Below are 16,358 nucleotides of genomic sequence, written 5' to 3'. Positions count from 1 at the left end.
TGTGTGCCGCGTGTGCCGGGTCCGCCGGGTCCGCCGCGTGTGCCGGATTCGCTGGGCGCGCCGTGCGCGGAGCGGCGGCGGGCAGGCGCAGCAGACGACCGGTGCGGCGGTCAGCCATAGTGGGCCTCGGCCCACCACCGGCCCGCGGAGATCTGCAACAGCCATGCCCCGCCCGCGGCGGTGGTGATCTGCATCCGGGCGATCCGCCGCGCACGGTCCCGGTCCCACCACTGTTCCAGCGCGGGCCACGGCGCACTCCACGCGGTCACTTCCAGCACGCCGGGGAGCCCGTCCACGGTCAGCCGGACCGGAGGCGCGGAGACCGCCAGCCGTCCCGAGACGCTCACCACCTGCCCGGCGCCGTCCAGCAACCGGGCGGGCAGCAGCGGCTGGTACACCGTGGCCGGGTGCGGGGCGGGCAGCCTGCCGGGCCACGGCCCGCCACCGGCCGGGGGCGTGGCGATGTCGCCGACCGGGACCTTGCGGACCCGGTCGGCCGGGCCGCGGCCCCCGGTCAACTCCACCCGCGTGACCGCCCGGTGCCCGAGCAGCGCCTGCACCTGACCGGCCGCACGCTCCAGATCGTCCAGCGTGGCGCCCCCGCCGAACAGCACCGTCTGACGGCCGGTGGCCGCGCTGAGCTGCCGGGGCCGCAGCACCAGCTCCACCACTCCGACCGCGCCCCCGGCCCCGTCGGCGGCCGGGGCGAGATCCCCGGCATCGGTCCACGCCTGCACCTGCCAGCGCACCCGCTCCGCGACCGCCAACGACGACAGCCGTCCCTCATGCCGCCACGCCCGCCGCAACTTGCGGCCGTCGGCCAGGCCCACCTCCACCTCCACTCGTGCTCCGACGACGCCCGCCGACGTCAGCCGCTCCTGCAACCGTTCGGCCAGTGCCTTCCCCGCGAACGCCAACGGCTCGGTGCGTTCCTCGGCAGGGTCGAAGCCCCACCGCACCGCGTGGTCGGGCTCCGCGCCCGAGGCGTTCAGAAGCCGCGGCTCACGCCCGGACGCGGTGCGGTGCGCCGCCGCCCCGTCGGCGCCGAAACGGGCCGACACCTGGTCCGAGGGCAGCGCCGCGAAACCGCCCAGCGTGCCGATCCCGAGCCTGACCAGCAGTTCGGCCAGCCGGGGCCGACCGAGCACGCCCACCGGATAGGGGGCGAGTAAACCGGCCGTCTCCCCGGCCGGAACCAGGACCCCGGACCGGGCGCGGGCCGCCAGCGCTGCGGCGAACGTCGTATCCGCGGCCCCGCTCTGCACGGGGTGGCCGAGCCGGGAGAGCGCCGCGGCGACCCGCGCGGCCAGCTCCGCCTCGCCGCCCCAGTACCGCGCGGGACCGCGGGCCGGGGCGGCCACCATGCCCGGACGGATCACCTCCAGCCGCGGCATCACCTCCGCCTCCAACCGGCGTACCACCGGTTCGAACCCGCGCGTCTCGGCCGCCTGATCCCGTTCGGCGACCCGCAGCCCGGGGCAGCGGGACTGCGCCTGCCGTACCCGCATCCCCCGGCGTACCCCGGCCGCCCGCGCCGCGGCCGAACACGCCACCACCCGTCCGTCCCCCGACACGACCGCCACCGGCTCGCCGTCCGGCAGCCCCGTGGTGATCAGCGGCCAGTCCGGGACCCACGACACCAGCACTCGCACGCCCGCTCACCCCACCACGCGCAGCGCCCGGCCCCGGCCCGGCGCGGCCCCGGCCCGCACCTGATCCGCGGGCGGAGCGACCGGTTCGGGCTCCGTCACGGGCATCGCCATCCCGGTCGGGCCGGGCAGCAACAGCTCCGCCCGGCGCGGGGCACCGCCCGCGGCGCCGCGCCCGGACACCTCCACCACCACGCGGCGATGACGCAGCACACCGTGGCCCGCACCGAGCCCGTCCCACCGCGCCTCGGTCACCCGCAGCCGCAGATCGGCGCCGTCCCACGGACCGGCCACGAGCAACACGGCCCCGTGGGCCCGCACCTGTCCGGCCACCCGTCGCACCACTCGCCCCGGCGCCGACCCCGGCGCGCCGAGCAGGATCACCGGCACCGTCGACACCAGCAACGACACCACCTGAGCCCACCGGCCCCCCGGCGCGTCCACCCACAGGCCCGCCCCGGCGTCCAGCCCCGCGTCCCGCGCGGCCAGCGCCCCCAAGGACGGCAGCCCCACCACGGCCCAGCCGGCCCCCGGACGCCGTCCCACCGCCTGCGCCGCCAACGCCAGCAGCAGCCCCTTGTCCCCGCCGACAGCGGTCACCGTGCCCGCCCGCAGCCGCCCTTCGGGCAGCAGCGGACCCCACACGGACCCCGGTCCGGCGACCGTCCCGTGTCCCGCCCGACCGTCTGCCGCCAGCACTGCACCCATGCCCCCGACATTCGCACGCGCGTTCGAACAAGGCAAGTCGGCGCACCACCATCACTGCACGTGAGGGGTGTCGTACGGTCGATACGCATGTCCTTTGCATCCGCTCGACCGCAGCCGCTCGGCCCGCCCCTGGCCGCCCCGGCGGGGGCGGTCGCGACGCCGTTCTCGGCCCGCTCGGCCGTCGTCACTCCGGTGGCCGACGTCCGCCCGCCGCCTGCCGTACTCGTGGACGCCGGTGGAGGCCGTCACTTCCGCCGAGATGCCGTGGAGGGTCGTGGGTTTTGTGACCGGCGGATAACGACGCGCCGACTTTTTACTCACGCGTAACTAGCCGCCCGTACTTACTCGCGCGTAATTTAACGGGTGTTCAGCAACCTCGTGATCCGGATCACAGGGCCTGCGTGTGTCCATTTTCCCGAACTGCGAGGAGATCACATGAGGCTGCCCTGGCGACGGCTCTTGGCCGCGCTTTCGCTGGCTGCCGCGATGGTTGTGGCGCCCGCTGCCACCGCCTCCGCATCTGCCAACTCGGCACCGTCAAGCGGGTGGAACAACTTCTCCTGCCGCCCCTCGGCCCAACACCCCCGTCCTGTCGTCCTGGTCCACGGCACCTTCGGCAACGGCACCGACAACTGGCTCGCCTTCGCCCCCTATCTGGTGCAGCGCGGCTACTGCGTCTACTCGTTCGACTACGGGATGCTGCCCGGCGTGCCGTTGATCGGCGGCCTCGGTCCGATCGCGGACTCCGCGCAGCAGCTCTCCGACTTCACCGACCGGGTGCTCGCCGCCTCCGGCACCTCCAAGGTCGACATCGTCGGGCACTCGCAGGGCGGCATGATGCCGCGTTACTACCTGCGCTTCCTCGGCGGCGCGGCGAAGGTGAACGCCCTGGTCGCACTGGCCCCCGACAACCACGGGACCACGCTCGACGGACTCACCAAGCTGCTCCCGTACTTCCCCGGTGCGGCCGACGCGCTCCACGGGATCACCCCCGGACTCGCCGACCAGGTGGCCGGATCGCCCTTCCAGCAGCACCTGAACGCGGGCAGCGACACCGTGCCCGGCGTGCACTACACGGTGATCTCGACCATCTACGACGAGGTCGTCACGCCGTATACGACCCAGGCGCTGTCCGGGCCCGACGTGCACAACGTCGTGCTCCAGAACCTGTGCCCGGTCGACGTGTCCGAGCATGTGGCCATCGGCCTGACCGACCGCATCGCCTTCCACGAGGCGGCGAACGCGCTCGATCCGGCGCACGCGACCCCGACCACCTGTCTGTCGGCGTTCAGTTAGCCCATGGCGGTGATATGCGCGAGCCGTCGGCCAGCGTGGCTTGCAGGCCGATGCTCGTGGTGACCCACAAGGTGGCCGGCTCCTCCGTGCGGTTGGACAGACCTATGGAGGAGCCGGGCCGTGCGATGGCGGCATCTCCCGGTGTCAGGGAGCGCGTCTCCCCGTCGACGGACAGCTCCACCGACCCGGACAGGACCAGGAACACCTCCTCGCGAGTGATGGTGTGCGGAGGTCCCGACGTCCCGGCCGGGACCTCGCTGCGCCAGGCGCACAGTTCCTCGCTGCCGAGTGCGGGCGCCGCGTAGGACACGAAGCGCACCCCGTGGATCTCATGTGCGACGGCGTCGGCCGCGGTGATGAAAGGCATGACAACCTCCGGTGTTAGGCAAGTAATTTGCGTAAGCTCCTTGCCTATATGTTCAAGCAGCTTGCGCACTGTGTCAAGGTGTTCCTGTGAAGAATTCCGATGCCATGAGCCTGAGCGCGGCGCTCCTCGCCGCCACCGGCTCGCTCGTCGAGGACATCCACAACGGCGTCGTGGCCCTCGGCTACACCGACCTGCGCCCCACGCACGGCTTTGTCTTCTCCCGGCTGGCCCCGTCCGGCGCGACCGTCACCGAGATCGCCGAACACCTCGGCGTCACCCGCCAGGCGGGCAGTCAGATCGTGGACGAGTTGGAGCGCAAGGGGTACGTCGAACGCCGCCCGCACCCCGACGACGCGCGGGCCCGGCTGGTCGTGCTCACCCCGCAGGGGTGGCGGTGCACCCGCGCCGCCGAGGAGTCCGCCGCGGAAGCCGTCCAGCCCTGGATCGAACTCCTCGGCGAGGAGCGGCTGCTCGCGCTGCGCGACGAACTGGTCCGCCTCGCGCCCACCGGCCCCATCCGTCCGAGCTGGTAGCGCGGCACGCGGCCGACCGCCGGAGGAGAACGCGGCCCGGCCGCACCGGCCGTGGCAGGGTGGCGCCATGAGCGACCCAGACCGCCGGCCCACCGCCCTCCGGATCATCGGGACCGTCCTCGACCCCGGCACCTGGCGCCGCTGGGACGAACCGGTGACCGTGGCCGACCTGCCCGAAGCGGGCGACTACCGGGCGGATCTGCTCGCCGCCCGCGCCCGTACCGGCCTGGACGAGTCGGTGGTGACGGGGGAGGGGCGGATCCGGGGGCGCCGAGTGGCGCTGATGGCAGGGGAGTTCGGCTTCCTCGGCGGGTCCATCGGAGTCGCCGCGGGCACCCGGCTGGTCACGGCGGTCGAACGCGCCACCCGCGAACGGCTCCCGCTGCTGGCCACGCCCGCCTCCGGCGGCACCCGCATGCAGGAAGGGACCATCGCCTTCCTCCAGATGGTCAAGGTCACCGCCGCCATCGCCGACCACAAAGCCGCCGGACTCCCTTACCTGGTCCACCTGCGGCACCCCACGACCGGCGGGGTGCTCGCGTCCTGGGGATCGCTCGGCCATGTCACCTCGGCGGAACCCGGCGCGCTCATCGGCTTCCTGGGACCACGGGTGCACCAGGCGCTCTACGGCGAGGAGTTCCCCGCCGGAGTGCAGACCTCCGAGAATCTGCTCGCCCACGGTCTGATCGACGCGGTGCTGCCCGCGGGCGCGCTCGCCGCGGCGGCGGCCACGGCGCTCGACGTGCTCTGCGGCGAGCAGGGCCCGCTCTCGCACCGGCCCCTGACCGCGCCCCGGCACGTGCCCGCGCCTCCGTCCGTGTCCACGCCCGCGCCCGTATTTCCGCCCGCACTCCTATCTCCGCCCGCGCCCGCAGGGCAGGAAGAGAGAGGACAAGGAGAGGACGCGCCGCTACCCGTGGACGCGTCGCTTCCCACGAGCGCGTCACTTCCCGCCGACACCGCCGACACCGCCGACTCGCTGCGCCGCAGCCGCCGACCCGAACGCCCCGGACTGCACGACCTGTTGGCCCGTGCCACCGATGTGACACCGCTGAGCGGCACCGGCGCGGGAGAGCGCGACCCCGGTCTGCTGCTGGCACTCGCCCGCTTCGGACCCTCGCCGTGCGTGGTGCTCGGCCACGACCGCCGCCCCGCGGAAGCTGGACCCGCGCCGCTGGGACCCGCCGGGCTGCGCGAGGCACGGCGCGGGATGCGGATCGCCGCCGAACTCGGCCTGCCCCTCCTCACCGTTGTCGACACGGCGGGCGCCGCGCTCTCCCGCGAGGCGGAGGAAGGCGGTCTCGCCGCCGAGATCGCCCGCAGCCTCGCCGACCTCGTCACACTCCCCGCGCCCACGCTGTGCCTGCTCCTCGGCCAAGGGGCGGGCGGCGGCGCGCTCGCTCTGCTGCCCGCCGATCAGGTGCTCGTCGCCCGGCACGCCTGGCTGTCCCCGCTCCCGCCCGAAGGCGCCTCCGCGATCCTCCACCGCACGACGGACCGCGCCGTCGAACTCGCCGAACAGCAGGGCATCGGCTCGGCCGCGCTGCTCGCCCACGGCATCGCGGACGCCGTCGTCCCGGAGGACCCGGACGCCGCCGACGACCCGGACGCCTTCCTCACTCGTCTCGCCCACGTCCTCGGCGCGCGTCTCGCGGACCTCCGCGCGATGGACCCCGAGCGGCGAACAGCCGCCCGCAGAGCGCGTTATCGCAGGCTGGGCGGGGTCTGAGGGGCCATTGTCAGTGGTGGGTGGCAGGCTTTTCCCATGAGCACCGAGACGGACAACCGCGACTTCTGGGACGGCGAAGCCGACCGCTTCGACGACGAGCCCGACCACGGCCTGCGCGACCCGAGGGTCAGGGACGCCTGGGCCATACGGCTGCGCTCGTGGCTGCCCGGGACGCCGTCCGACGTGCTCGACCTCGGCTGCGGCACGGGAAGCCTCGCGTTGCTCGCGGCCGAGGCGGGACACCGGATCACCGCTGTTGACTCATCGACAAAGATGGTCGCGCGGGCCGAGGAGAAGCTGGCGGGTACGGGGGCGCGGGTGCTGGTCGGCGACGCCGCCCGGCCGCCGGTCGGCCCCGCCGGATTCGATGTCGTCCTCGTCCGGCACGTGCTGTGGACCCTGCCGGATCCGGCGGCCGTACTGCGGCACTGGGTGGGGTTGTTGCGGCCGGGCGGCAGGCTCGTACTGGTCGAAGGACGCTGGGGCGCGATCAGCCCGGTCGGCATCGGGGCCGCGGAACTCGTCGAGCTGACCGCACCGCTCGGCGGCCGACTGGTGATCGAACAGCTCGGGCACGACGCCGCGTTGTGGGGCCGTGAGGTCGAGGACGAGCGGTACGCGGCGGTGCTCCGGCCGCCCGCGCCCCAACGGCACAAGGAGATCGTCGACGTCCATCTGCTGCTGCTCCGCGGCGACGAGGTGCTGCTCGCCCGCCGCTCGGGCACCGGCTACGCGGACGGTCTGCTGAACGCGCCGTCCGGACACCTGGAGGACGGCGAGGACGTCAGAAGCGGCATGATCCGCGAGGCCCGCGAGGAGATCGGCATCGAGTTGGCGTCGGAGGAGCTGGCGGTCGCCCTGGTCATGCAGCACCGCGCACCGGACGGCGCGGCCAGGATCGGCTGGTTCTTCACGGCCGAATACGGCAGCGGCGGCGAGCCCGTCAACCGCGAGCCCGACAAGTGCTCCGAGCTGGGCTGGTACCCGCTGGACGCCCTGCCCGACGACATGGTCGCGTACTGCCGAGCGGGCATCGACGCCTACCGGGGCGGGCAGCCGTTCCTGCTCCACCTGCACGAGAGCGGGGACCCGATCGCCCACGACCCGGCCGGCAGCGGCCGAGCGGTGCCGCTGCCGCCGTCCGCTGTGCCAGGATCCCGGATATGAGCCTGAAGATCACCGTAGACGCGGACGCGGCCACCGCCCCGTACGAGCAACTGCGCGGGCAGATCGCGGAAGAGGCCCGCGAGGGACGCCTTCCGGTCGGCTACAAGCTGCCCACCGTAAGGGGACTCGCCGAGCAGTTGGGGCTTGCGGCCAACACGGTCGCCAAGGCGTACCGCGCGCTGGAGGCCGACGGGGTGATCGAGACCCGCGGCAGGCACGGCACCTATATCGCCGCCGCCGACGCCCGCGCACGGGAAGTGGCCGCCGCGGCGGCGGAGTACGTGGCACGCACGCGCCGCCTCGGGCTCGACCGGGACGCCGCGCGGGCCGCGGTGGACGAGGCGCTGCGCGCCGTCGACGAGACCTAGAGCCCCGGACCCCGGAGGTTCTCGCTCTCGGAGGGGCGCCAGCGTGGCGGGTCGGCGGCCGGGGGGCCGGGCGGGCGTGACCAGGTGGTGGGGGAGCCGTCGTAGTGGATCGGCGGGAGTGCGTAACGGAGCCGGCCCATGGGGGAGTCGGCTTCGGCGAGACGGGGGGTGATCGCGATGGTCCGCAGGTGGTGGAGGATCGGTCGCCGGAATGCCGTCGAGGAGCCAGGCGGCCGTGGTGGCGAGGGCCAGACGCAGACGGCATCCGGCGCCGGTGCCCGCGGTGAGCGCGCGCAGTACGGCGGCGGCGATCAGGTAGCCGGTGCCGTGGTCGAGGAACTGGGCGGGCAGTGCGGCGGGCGGCAGCGTGAGGCCGCGGGCCGACGCCGTGGCGGCCGGTCGGCGCTGGACGATCGGCTGGGCAGCCGCCGCCCGGCCGGGTTCGCTCGCCGCCCAGGCCGACGCGGTACGGACGGCCATGGCGAGACCGCCCGCCGCGTACACCGTCTGCTCGGAGCGTTCGCCAGGCGCTGCCGCGAGTTCCTCCGCCACTCGGGCCACGAGGGCGTCGGTGTCGTTGGAGGCATGGCAACAGCGGACGTCTCCAAGGCGGCGTCCGGCACTCGCGCGTCTCCTCGTGCGTCTTCTCACCCCCGGGCGGCGCGGTTCCCGGACGCCTCATCGGCCTTGGCGGCGTCCGGGGCGGGGAAACCGCCGGAGTTGCTAGAGGTAGAGGCCGTCCGACGCCTGGGCGGGGACGGGCAGGGCGGCCGTGCTGCCGCGGCGGAGCGCGTACAGCTCGGCGAGGGTGGCGCCTTCGCGGCCGATGCCCTCGGGAGTGCCCAGCCAGTTGACGGCCTCGTCACGGGTCAGCGGGCCGACCTCGATCCTGGCCAGGCAGCGGCCCGGCCGGACCACCGCGGGGTGCAGGCGTTCCAGATCCTCGTTGGTGGTGATGCCGACCAGCACATTGCGGCCCTGGCCGAGCAGCCCGTCCGTGAGATTGAGCAGCCGGGACAGCGCCTGGCCGGTCTGGTGCTTGGCCTGGCCCCGGATCAGCTCGTCGCAGTCCTCCAGCAGCAGGAGCCGCCAGCGACCGCCCGCCGTGCCGTCGTCCTCGCCGATGGCGATGTCCATCAGATAGCCGACGTCGTTGAAGAGCCGCTCGGGGTCGAGCACGCAGTCGACCTGGCACCAGTCGCGCCAGGACCGGGCCAGAGTGCGCAGCGCCGAGGTCTTGCCGGTGCCGGGCGGGCCGTGGAGCAGCAGCAGGCGGCCGGTGATGTCGTCGGCCGTGAGCTTCATCAGGCCGTCCATCGAGTCGGCGACCGGCGCGGTGTAGTTCCCGCGCAGCTCCTCCCACGTGGCGGCGGAGATCTGCCGGGTGGTGCGGTGCGGTCCGCGGCGCGGCGAGACGTACCAGAAGCCCATGGTGACGTTCTCGGGCTGCGGCTCCGGCTCGTCCTCGGCGTCGTCGACGGAGGACTTCAGCACCTGCTCGGCCAGTTCGTCCGTGACGGCGGCCACGGTGACGTCGGCGCCCCGGTTCCAGCGGGAGATGAGGACGGTCCAGCCGTCGCCCTCGGCGAGGGTGGCGCTGCGGTCCTTGTCGCGGGCCTGGCGCAGTACCACCGCGTCCGGCGGCAGCAGTGTGAGGCCGGACTTCACATTCTCCAGCGAGGCGCCGCGCGAGAACGGCTGCTCGCCCGAGGTGAACCGGCCCAGGAAGAGGGCGTCCACGACATCGGACGGGGAGTCGCTGTCGTCCAGTCGCAGATGGACGGGGAGCGCCTGGTGCGGGGCGGTGGCGGCGGTCGGCTTGGCGGCCGGTCCCTTGCCGGTTCCGGTGGTGGGCGGCACTTGCCTCCTCGGTTCACTGGGTGTCGCGGACATGCGGCCCATGATCCGGCACGCGGGCCCGATTCGCCCAGTCTTTTTCCATGCCGGGCCTCCCACCACGCCGTTGGTGGATTCATACCGTCTTGTCAGTATTTGGCGAGCGAGGTGTCGGGCGGCTTGAACTTCTCGTACAAGCGTACGTCCACGCTCGTGGGTGTCCCCGGCGGGGCGGCGGGGGAGACCCACGGGAACGGCACTGTTGCCAGGTCACAGCGGTCGCCGCCGATCGGGCGGCCGAGCTGGGCACATGCCCTTGGAATGTCAACGCCCTTGAGGAGAAGGTGAATACGGCGTCGCGAATGAGTCCAGGATGCGCACGTGACGTGGCGGGGCGATAGGGTTAGCCTGCCCGAGCCGGGTGCCCTCGTAAGGGTGGGGAGAGTAATGGAACAGATAGCGATGCACAGCAGGCCACGAGTGCCTGCCATCAACTGCGGTACAGGCGCGTCCAGTGCGCGCCTCGACCGGCACCTCGCGATACTGGCCGGGCCTGCCCTGCCCCAGCGCGACACAGAGGAAGCGACTGTGCTGATGCAGGAGCTGACCTCGCGCAACACCGTGCACACCAAGGCCAACCGCGGTGCGAGGGTGTCGCTCTTCGCGCCGCTGCGACGGCTGCGGAGATCGCTGTTCGGCAACCGAGGCTGAGTCCGCTCCGCCCTCTCCCAGGACTCGGACTCCCAGGTCCCGCCGTCCCCTGACCTCGGTCGGGGCCGCGGATCGGCCAGGTGCTCGGATCGTCCGGCGGCCACACCGTCCCGGCTCGGCGCTGCTTCGCGCGGCGCTTCGGTGTGTGCCCGCCGCGGCCGTCCCTCCCCACCGGACGGTCCGCCGCGACACCAGGTCGCGCGGACACCCTTCACCCGGCCGCAGCAGGACCGCTTACGGCAGTGTCGTTCACGGCACGGCTGGTCACCACGGCTGGTCACAGCAGGGCGAACTGCCCGTCCGGCCCTTCCTCGTGGTGTTCCAGCACGGAGGCGGGCCTGCGCCTGGCGGCGGGTACCGGCAGTACGCCGCCGGCCCGCAGTTCGGCCGTCGTGACCGTCTCGCCGCGCACCGCCAGGCGGCGCGCCAGACCCTCGCGGTCCGCGCGCAGACCGGCCAGCAGCGTCAGCACACTGATCAGTTCCAGCAGTTCCGACGTAGTGGCCCGTGTCCACGCGGCGGGTCGCAGCGCCTCCAGGGTCCCCGGCGCACCCGGCGCCGTACGCCGCTCGAACCACGCCTCGATCACCCGCACCCCACCCGCGGTGACCTCCCAGGCGGCCGGTGAGACCGGCGAGATCCGGCCGTCACCGATCAGCAGCGCCCGCTCGTCCGGGTCGTACGACAACTCCCCGGCGGCCGGGGTGTCCGGCAGCGGCGAGCGGACGTAAGGGCGGCTTCCTCCGGGCAGCCGGAGCCGACCGGCGTCGCGTCCCTCGACGGCATCGGCGAACCGCGCCCCGTGGGTCTGGAGCCACAGCGTCCGGCGCCCGAGCGCCAGCCCCTCCTGCCAGAGCGCGGGATCACGGGGCAGCGGTACGAGGGCGCCGCCGGGGCTCGGCCGCGCCGCCGCGCCGATCCAGGCCAGCACGTCCGCGGCGGCGACCCCGGTGCCCAGCCGCGCGGAGAGCAGGGCGGTCAGCCCCGGCGCGATGTTGGGGTCCCGGCCGCCCGGCTGCCGGAACAGCGGCCGTATCCAGCCCGGCCGCCCGGCAGGGGAGCGCCCGTCGGGCAGCAGCGCGCAGAACACCACGGCGGGCTCCGGCGCCCCGGACTCCGCCACCGACGCGGCCCGCGCCTGATACGCCTGTTCCAGTGCGAAGACCTGCCGGTCGTCGGCCGTCCGCCATATCTCGGCCCGCGCCACGTCGATCAGCCGGTGGTCGGGTATCAGCCACTGCCGGTCGTACGGGCCGTGCTGCACCCGCACCGGCTCGGGGCAGCGACCGGTCTCGCCGGCCAGCGCGGTGGTCGGGGTGCGGTGGCCCGGCAACTGCGCGACGGGCGTGTGCAGATTCCTGGCCCGCGTCGGATGCAGCAGCGCCGACCGGGCGTCCTGGTCCGCGGTGCCGGTGAACAGCGCCCACCGGGCACGCAGACAGGAAGGCTCCGCGGCCATCGGCCAGCCGCGGCCGATCCGCAACGGGCGTACGGACCACGGCATCACGTCGTGCAGCAAAGGCGCGTCATTGCTCACCGCACGCATGCTACTGACGACCCTCAGGGCGCCTCCATCGTCACCGTGAACGAGAAGCGGTCACCCCGGTAATGGATGCGCACCACGTCCACCGCCCGGCCCGACTCGTCGTAGGTCACCCCGGTGTAGTGCAATATCGGGCTCAGCAGCGGCACTTGCAGCAGCCGCGCCGTCTCGGGGTCGGCCAGCCGCGCCTCCACGGTGTCGGTGATCCGGCTGATCCGCACGCCGAGCACGTCCCGCAGCACCTTCGTCATCGGCCACCGCTCCAGGTCGGCGAGGTCGATCCGGGCGCCGAGTTCCGGACGTACGAAATTCTCCGCCCAGTTGGTGGGCTCACCGCTCTCGTCGCAGCGCAGCCTGCGGTAGGCCATGGCCCGGTCGAGGTCGGGGAAGTGCTCGGCGGCCCCCGGCGGGAGCGGCTCGGAACCGTAGCGCAGCACCGCCGTACGGCCGCCGGACTGCTGCGCCACGATCGCGTCCACCGAGCCGAGCAGCTTCACCGGCGCCCCGCGCAGCGCCGTCGGCTCGATGAAGGTGCCACGCCTGCGGTGCCGGCTGATCAGGCCCTCGTCCTCCAGCTCCTTGAGCGCCTGCCGCATGGTGAGGACGCTCACCCCGTAGTGCCCGGCCAGCTCGTCCTCGGTGGGCAGCCGCAGCGGGGCCTGCGCGTGGCGGCCCAGTATCGAGGCGCGCAACGACTGCGAGACCTGGTACCACAGCGGCAGCTTGCGGTTCAGGACGAGGGAGTCGGGGGCGAAGGACGTCACGGCCGGAAGTTTCTCGCAAGCCCCTCCCACACCCGGTCGTAGCCCCCCTGCCGGTGCTCCCCGTTCAGCGCGAACTCGGTGGGCACGACCGGCCAACGGGTCTCGAACATGAACGCCAGCCCGTCGTCCACGCGCTGCGGCGCCAGTTCGGCGGCGCTCGCCTTGTCGAAGGTGGCCCGGTCAGGTCCGTGCGCCGACATCATGTTGTGCAGCGAGGCCCCGCCGGGCACGAAGCCCTCGGCCTTGGCGTCGTACGCCCCCTCGATCAGGCCCATGAACTCGGTCATCACATTGCGGTGGAAGTACGGCGGCCTGAAGGTGTCCTCGCCGACCAGCCAGCGGGGGGCGAAGACCACGAAGTCCGCGCCCGCGAGCCCCGGCGTGTCCGAGGGCGAGGTGAGCACTGTGAAGATCGACGGGTCGGGGTGGTCGTAGCTGAGCGACCCCAGCACGTTGAAGCGGTGCAGGTCGTACACGTACGGCACATGGCTGCCGTGCCAGGCGACCACGTCGAGCGGCGAGTGGTCGTAGACCGCGGCCCACAGATTGCCGCCGAATTTGTTGACCACCTCCGTCTGCTCGTCCCGGTCCTCGTAGGCGGCGACCGGGGCGCGGAAGTCCCGCGCGTTGGCGAGTCCGTTCGCACCGATCGGGCCCAACTCCGGGAGCTGGAAGGGCTGGCCGTAGTTCTCGCAGACGTAGCCGCTCGCCGTGCCGTCCGGCAGCTCGACGCGGAAGCGGACGCCGCGCGGGATCAGCGCGACCTCGCCCGGATCGGCGCGGATCAGCCCCAACTCGGTCCGCAGCAGCAGGGCGCCCCGCTGCGGCACGATCAGGAACTCGCCGTCCGAGGAGGAGAACACCCGGTCGTGCATCGAGAGGTTGGCCGCGTACCAGTGGATGCCGATGCCCTCACGGCGCAGCACATCGCCGTTGCCACCGACCGTGACCAGGCCGGTTACGAAATCCGTCGGCTCCTGCGGCATCGGCAGCGGGCCCCAGCGCAGCCGGTTGGGGTCGGGCTCCACGTCCAGGAACGGGGCGCTGCGCACCTGGCCGTTGGGGACCCGGCGGAAGGGCGGATGGGCGGCCGAGGGCCGGATCCGGTAGAGCCAGCTCCGTCGGTTGCGGGCGCGCGGCTCGGTGAACGCGGTGCCGCTGAGCTGTTCCGCGTAGAGCCCGAAGGGGGCGCGCTGCGGTGAGTTGCGCCCCTCCGGGAGCGCGCCCGCCACGGCTTCGCTGCTGTGCTCGTTGCCGAAGCCCGAGGAGTACGGCAGGTCCTTGCCGTCCTCGGCGTCGGCGCCGCTCGGCCCGTTCACGGCGTTCGTGGCGTTCATGGTCTGCTCCCGGTGGGGTCTCGTCCGTGATTCCTATGCTGAACCATAGGAATCACGGCGGCAACCCTCAGCCCGAGCCTGTGGAAAACTCCGCTGCCAGGGCCCGGACGGTGGCCGCGGCCGAGACCGCGTGGCCGCGCGCCGAGGCGTGCACCAGGTCGGCGCTGTACAGGTCGCGGTCGGCGACGGCGGGATGGTCGTACATCTCGACGACCACCGCGCCGTAGCGCTCCGCGACCATCCGGGTCACCTGATTGAGGACGGCGACGCCGCTCTCCAGCGGGCCGCCGCGCAGTTCCGGCACGGCCGCCGCGACATTCATCAGCGCGTACGCGAACAGGGTCCTGCCGGGCGCGGCCAGCCGTGAGAAGAGCAGGTCGAGCTCCTTGTCCAGCACCTCGGGGGAGAAGCCGGGCAGCAGCAGGTCGTTGCCGCCGCAGACGATCGCGACCAGGTCGGGCGCGAAGCGCGCGGCGCGCTCGGCCTGGTCGGCGCGTACCTGGCCCGCGGTGAGACCGCGCATGCCGAGGTTGAGATACGTCAGCTCCGGCACGACCCGGCGCAGGGCCTCCGCGGTGCGGTCGGCCCAGGGCACGGTGCGGTAGCCGGGCACGGGGTCGCCCAGGCCCTCGGCGATGCTGTCGCCGACGACCGCGAAGCGCTTCCAGGGCGCGCCGCGCAGCAGCCGGTCGCTCTCCTCGGGTGACAGGCAGTGGGGGTCGGCGGCCTCCGCCGGGTGGTCGGCCGCATAGGTGGCGGAGAAGGCGCTGACCGCGCTGCGGACGGGACCGGGACCGGGAGCGGGGACGGGACTCTGAGCGGGATCGGGATCGGGATCGGGAGCGGGAACGGCGTCGCCGTACTGCGTCATCTCAGGACTCCTTGGCAAGGGTGCGGGTCAGGCCGAGGCCGACCACGGCGGCGACGGCGGCAAGCGCGGCGCAGACGAGGAACACCTCGCGGAACGCCCGCGTCCCGTCCAGGCCGTGGGCGGCGATGACCGAGGCGGTCGCGGCGACGCCGAGCGCGCCGCCCAACTGCCGCGCGGTGGTGGTCATGCCGACGCCCGAGGCGAACTGCCGGGGCGGCAGCGATGTCGCGGCGGCGGTGGACAGGGCGGTGAGCGTGGCCCCGAAGGCGGCGCCGCCGATCAGGCCCATGGGCAGCCACAGCGCCAGGAAACGGGTGTCGGCGCCGAGTTGGCACCAGGTCCAGACGCTCACCGCGGCGAAGGCGGCCATGGACACGGCCACGACGGCGGGCAGATGGTGCGGCCGGGCGCGCTTGCCGACCACCAGGGCGGCCACCGCGGAGGTGAGCGCGCCGGGTGTGAGGGCGAAGCCCGCCTTGAGGACCGAGTAGTGCCACACGGTGGTGAGGAACAGCGGTCCGCAGAGCATCCAGGCGAAGAGCGCGGCCCCGGCGAAAGCGGCTGCGGCGGAGGCGACGGCGAAGGCGCGGTCGCGGAACAGGCCGGTCTCGACGGCGGGCGTCACCTGGTGCGTGGAACGGACGAGCGCCACGACGAGCAGTGCCGCGCCGCACAATGTGCTGCCCACAGTGGCCGCGGACGCCCAGCCCCAGTCGCTGCCCTTGCTGAGGCCGAGCACCAGCAGGCCGATGCCCAGGGTGACGGCGAGCGTGCCCAGCGGGTCGGGCAACCGCCGTTCCGCGCCGACGCGTTCCGGCAGGCCGCGCAGTCCCGCGGCCACCAGGAGGATGCCCACCGGCACATTGATGAGGAAAACGGAGCGCCAGCCGAAGGCGTCGACCAGCAGACCGCCCAGGCTCGGCCCGGCGGCGCTGGCCATCGAGCCCGCGGCGCCCCAGACGCCGATCGCCGCCGCGAGCCCGGCGGGGGGCGTGGTGGCGAGCAGCAGCCCGAGCGCGGCCGGGATCATCCCGGCCGCGGCGGCGCCCTGGAGGGCGCGGGCGGCGATCAGCCAGGGCAGGCCGGGCGCGGCGGCGCACAATGCGGAGGCGACCGTGAAGCCGGTGAGTGACAGCAGGAAGACGCGCTTGCGGCCGAAGGCGTCGGCTATCCGTCCCGCGGGGGTGAGCAGCGCGGCGAAGAGCACCGCGTAGCTGCTCACGACCCACGACAGGTCGGACACGCGGTCGGCGGGGAAGCTCTCGGCCAGGTCGGGGAAAGCGACGTTGACCACGGTGGCGTCGAGGAACGCGATGAAGGTGGCGCCCGCGCTGAGCAGCAGGACGCGCCCCGGTCTGACGTCCGGGGTCCGTCCCGAGCCGGGCGGTGCGGGGAGGGTGGAAGCGGGGGAGGACATGGGCCGTCCTTGCCTTGGCAGCGAGAAACATACTGGGAGTACATACTGACGGTATGAAAATA

General features: G+C 73.4%; 15 protein-coding genes. 6 read left to right on the top strand and 9 right to left on the bottom strand.

Annotated elements, in window-relative coordinates:
• Positions 1 to 110: 110 nt before the first annotated feature.
• Both ACIO6U_RS34465 and ACIO6U_RS34460 read right to left on the bottom strand, forming a co-directional pair.
• Positions 111 to 1,652, bottom strand: a complete 1,542-nt coding sequence (locus ACIO6U_RS34465; RefSeq protein WP_391048551.1) for a DNA polymerase Y family protein — start codon at positions 1,650 to 1,652, stop codon at positions 111 to 113.
• A gap of 6 nt (positions 1,653 to 1,658) precedes the next feature.
• Positions 1,659 to 2,357 (bottom strand): hypothetical protein, encoded by a 699-nt coding sequence (locus ACIO6U_RS34460; protein ID WP_401725191.1) that lies wholly within the window; start codon positions 2,355 to 2,357, stop codon positions 1,659 to 1,661.
• 435 nt (positions 2,358 to 2,792) lie between these two features.
• On the opposite strand from ACIO6U_RS34460, the gene ACIO6U_RS34455 reads away from it, so the two are divergent.
• Positions 2,793 to 3,653, top strand: a complete 861-nt coding sequence (locus ACIO6U_RS34455) for an esterase/lipase family protein (RefSeq protein WP_401725188.1) — start codon at positions 2,793 to 2,795, stop codon at positions 3,651 to 3,653.
• Here the strand turns inward: ACIO6U_RS34455 and ACIO6U_RS34450 are convergent.
• Positions 3,646 to 4,020 carry a cupin domain-containing protein gene (locus ACIO6U_RS34450; RefSeq protein ID WP_391048546.1) on the bottom strand — a complete coding sequence of 125 codons (375 nt, stop codon included), beginning with the start codon at positions 4,018 to 4,020 and terminating at the stop codon, positions 3,646 to 3,648. The two genes, ACIO6U_RS34455 and ACIO6U_RS34450, sit on opposite strands and share 8 nt — an antisense overlap.
• 86 nt (positions 4,021 to 4,106) lie before the next feature.
• Between ACIO6U_RS34450 and ACIO6U_RS34445 the strand changes: the two genes are divergently transcribed.
• From ACIO6U_RS34445 to ACIO6U_RS34430, 4 genes are all read left to right on the top strand, one after another.
• On the top strand, positions 4,107 to 4,553 hold the full coding sequence (locus ACIO6U_RS34445; protein ID WP_401725185.1) for a MarR family winged helix-turn-helix transcriptional regulator: 447 nt from the start codon (positions 4,107 to 4,109) through the stop codon (positions 4,551 to 4,553).
• A gap of 67 nt (positions 4,554 to 4,620) precedes the next feature.
• Positions 4,621 to 6,282 (top strand): carboxyl transferase domain-containing protein, encoded by a 1,662-nt coding sequence (locus ACIO6U_RS34440; protein ID WP_401725182.1) that lies wholly within the window; start codon positions 4,621 to 4,623, stop codon positions 6,280 to 6,282.
• A 36-nt stretch (positions 6,283 to 6,318) separates the two neighbouring features.
• Positions 6,319 to 7,449 (top strand): methyltransferase domain-containing protein, encoded by a 1,131-nt coding sequence (locus tag ACIO6U_RS34435; RefSeq protein ID WP_355333424.1) that lies wholly within the window; start codon positions 6,319 to 6,321, stop codon positions 7,447 to 7,449.
• Complete coding sequence (locus ACIO6U_RS34430; protein ID WP_188283791.1) at positions 7,446 to 7,817, top strand: GntR family transcriptional regulator; 372 nt, start codon at positions 7,446 to 7,448, stop codon at positions 7,815 to 7,817. Before ACIO6U_RS34435 ends, ACIO6U_RS34430 begins: the two co-directional genes overlap by 4 nt.
• 723 nt (positions 7,818 to 8,540) lie before the next feature.
• Here ACIO6U_RS34430 and ACIO6U_RS34425 read toward each other — a convergent pair.
• The gene (locus ACIO6U_RS34425; RefSeq protein WP_355333418.1) at positions 8,541 to 9,710 is read right to left on the bottom strand and encodes a DUF5925 domain-containing protein; all 1,170 of its coding nucleotides are present in this window, start codon (positions 9,708 to 9,710) and stop codon (positions 8,541 to 8,543) included.
• A 390-nt stretch (positions 9,711 to 10,100) separates the two neighbouring features.
• On the opposite strand from ACIO6U_RS34425, the gene ACIO6U_RS34420 reads away from it, so the two are divergent.
• Positions 10,101 to 10,364 carry a hypothetical protein gene (locus ACIO6U_RS34420; RefSeq protein ID WP_188283793.1) on the top strand — a complete coding sequence of 88 codons (264 nt, stop codon included), beginning with the start codon at positions 10,101 to 10,103 and terminating at the stop codon, positions 10,362 to 10,364.
• Between the two features lie 277 nt (positions 10,365 to 10,641).
• Here ACIO6U_RS34420 and ACIO6U_RS34415 read toward each other — a convergent pair whose 3' ends face one another.
• From ACIO6U_RS34415 to ACIO6U_RS34395, 5 genes are all read right to left on the bottom strand, one after another.
• Positions 10,642 to 11,910, bottom strand: a complete 1,269-nt coding sequence (locus tag ACIO6U_RS34415) for a type ISP restriction/modification enzyme (RefSeq protein ID WP_401725178.1) — start codon at positions 11,908 to 11,910, stop codon at positions 10,642 to 10,644.
• Between the two features lie 14 nt (positions 11,911 to 11,924).
• Complete coding sequence (locus tag ACIO6U_RS34410) at positions 11,925 to 12,671, bottom strand: GntR family transcriptional regulator (protein ID WP_355333412.1); 747 nt, start codon at positions 12,669 to 12,671, stop codon at positions 11,925 to 11,927.
• On the bottom strand, positions 12,668 to 14,008 hold the full coding sequence (hmgA, locus tag ACIO6U_RS34405) for a homogentisate 1,2-dioxygenase (RefSeq protein WP_401725175.1): 1,341 nt from the start codon (positions 14,006 to 14,008) through the stop codon (positions 12,668 to 12,670). The genes ACIO6U_RS34410 and hmgA overlap by 4 nt, the downstream gene beginning before the upstream one ends.
• 67 nt (positions 14,009 to 14,075) lie before the next feature.
• On the bottom strand, positions 14,076 to 14,879 hold the full coding sequence (locus ACIO6U_RS34400; RefSeq protein ID WP_401725172.1) for an SGNH/GDSL hydrolase family protein: 804 nt from the start codon (positions 14,877 to 14,879) through the stop codon (positions 14,076 to 14,078).
• 1 nt (position 14,880) lies between these two features.
• Entirely contained in the window at positions 14,881 to 16,296 is a 1,416-nt protein-coding gene (locus ACIO6U_RS34395) for a DHA2 family efflux MFS transporter permease subunit (RefSeq protein ID WP_401725169.1), read from the bottom strand.
• Positions 16,297 to 16,358: the final 62 nt, after the last annotated feature.

Source organism: Streptomyces sp. NPDC087422, from assembly GCF_044744145.1.
Classification (GTDB): Bacteria; Actinomycetota; Actinomycetes; order Streptomycetales; family Streptomycetaceae; genus Actinacidiphila.
The sequence above is the reverse complement of the archived record's forward strand: the minus strand, read 5'-3'. Positions and strand labels throughout refer to the sequence as shown.

Excerpts from the sequence above, each read along its gene's own strand:
- ACIO6U_RS34460 (WP_401725191.1), bottom strand. The coding sequence starts at position 2,357 with ATGGGTGCAGTGCTGGCGGCAGACGGTCGGGCGGGACACGGGACGGTC.
- ACIO6U_RS34455 (WP_401725188.1), top strand. The coding sequence starts at position 2,793 with ATGAGGCTGCCCTGGCGACGGCTCTTGGCCGCGCTTTCGCTGGCTGCC.
- ACIO6U_RS34450 (WP_391048546.1), bottom strand. The coding sequence starts at position 4,020 with ATGCCTTTCATCACCGCGGCCGACGCCGTCGCACATGAGATCCACGGG.
- ACIO6U_RS34440 (WP_401725182.1), top strand. The coding sequence starts at position 4,621 with ATGAGCGACCCAGACCGCCGGCCCACCGCCCTCCGGATCATCGGGACC.
- ACIO6U_RS34435 (WP_355333424.1), top strand. The coding sequence starts at position 6,319 with ATGAGCACCGAGACGGACAACCGCGACTTCTGGGACGGCGAAGCCGAC.
- ACIO6U_RS34430 (WP_188283791.1), top strand. The coding sequence starts at position 7,446 with ATGAGCCTGAAGATCACCGTAGACGCGGACGCGGCCACCGCCCCGTAC.
- ACIO6U_RS34425 (WP_355333418.1), bottom strand. The coding sequence starts at position 9,710 with ATGTCCGCGACACCCAGTGAACCGAGGAGGCAAGTGCCGCCCACCACC.
- ACIO6U_RS34420 (WP_188283793.1), top strand. The coding sequence starts at position 10,101 with ATGGAACAGATAGCGATGCACAGCAGGCCACGAGTGCCTGCCATCAAC.
- ACIO6U_RS34415 (WP_401725178.1), bottom strand. The coding sequence starts at position 11,910 with ATGCGTGCGGTGAGCAATGACGCGCCTTTGCTGCACGACGTGATGCCG.
- hmgA (WP_401725175.1), bottom strand. The coding sequence starts at position 14,008 with ATGAACGCCACGAACGCCGTGAACGGGCCGAGCGGCGCCGACGCCGAG.
- ACIO6U_RS34400 (WP_401725172.1), bottom strand. The coding sequence starts at position 14,879 with ATGACGCAGTACGGCGACGCCGTTCCCGCTCCCGATCCCGATCCCGAT.
- ACIO6U_RS34395 (WP_401725169.1), bottom strand. The coding sequence starts at position 16,296 with ATGTCCTCCCCCGCTTCCACCCTCCCCGCACCGCCCGGCTCGGGACGG.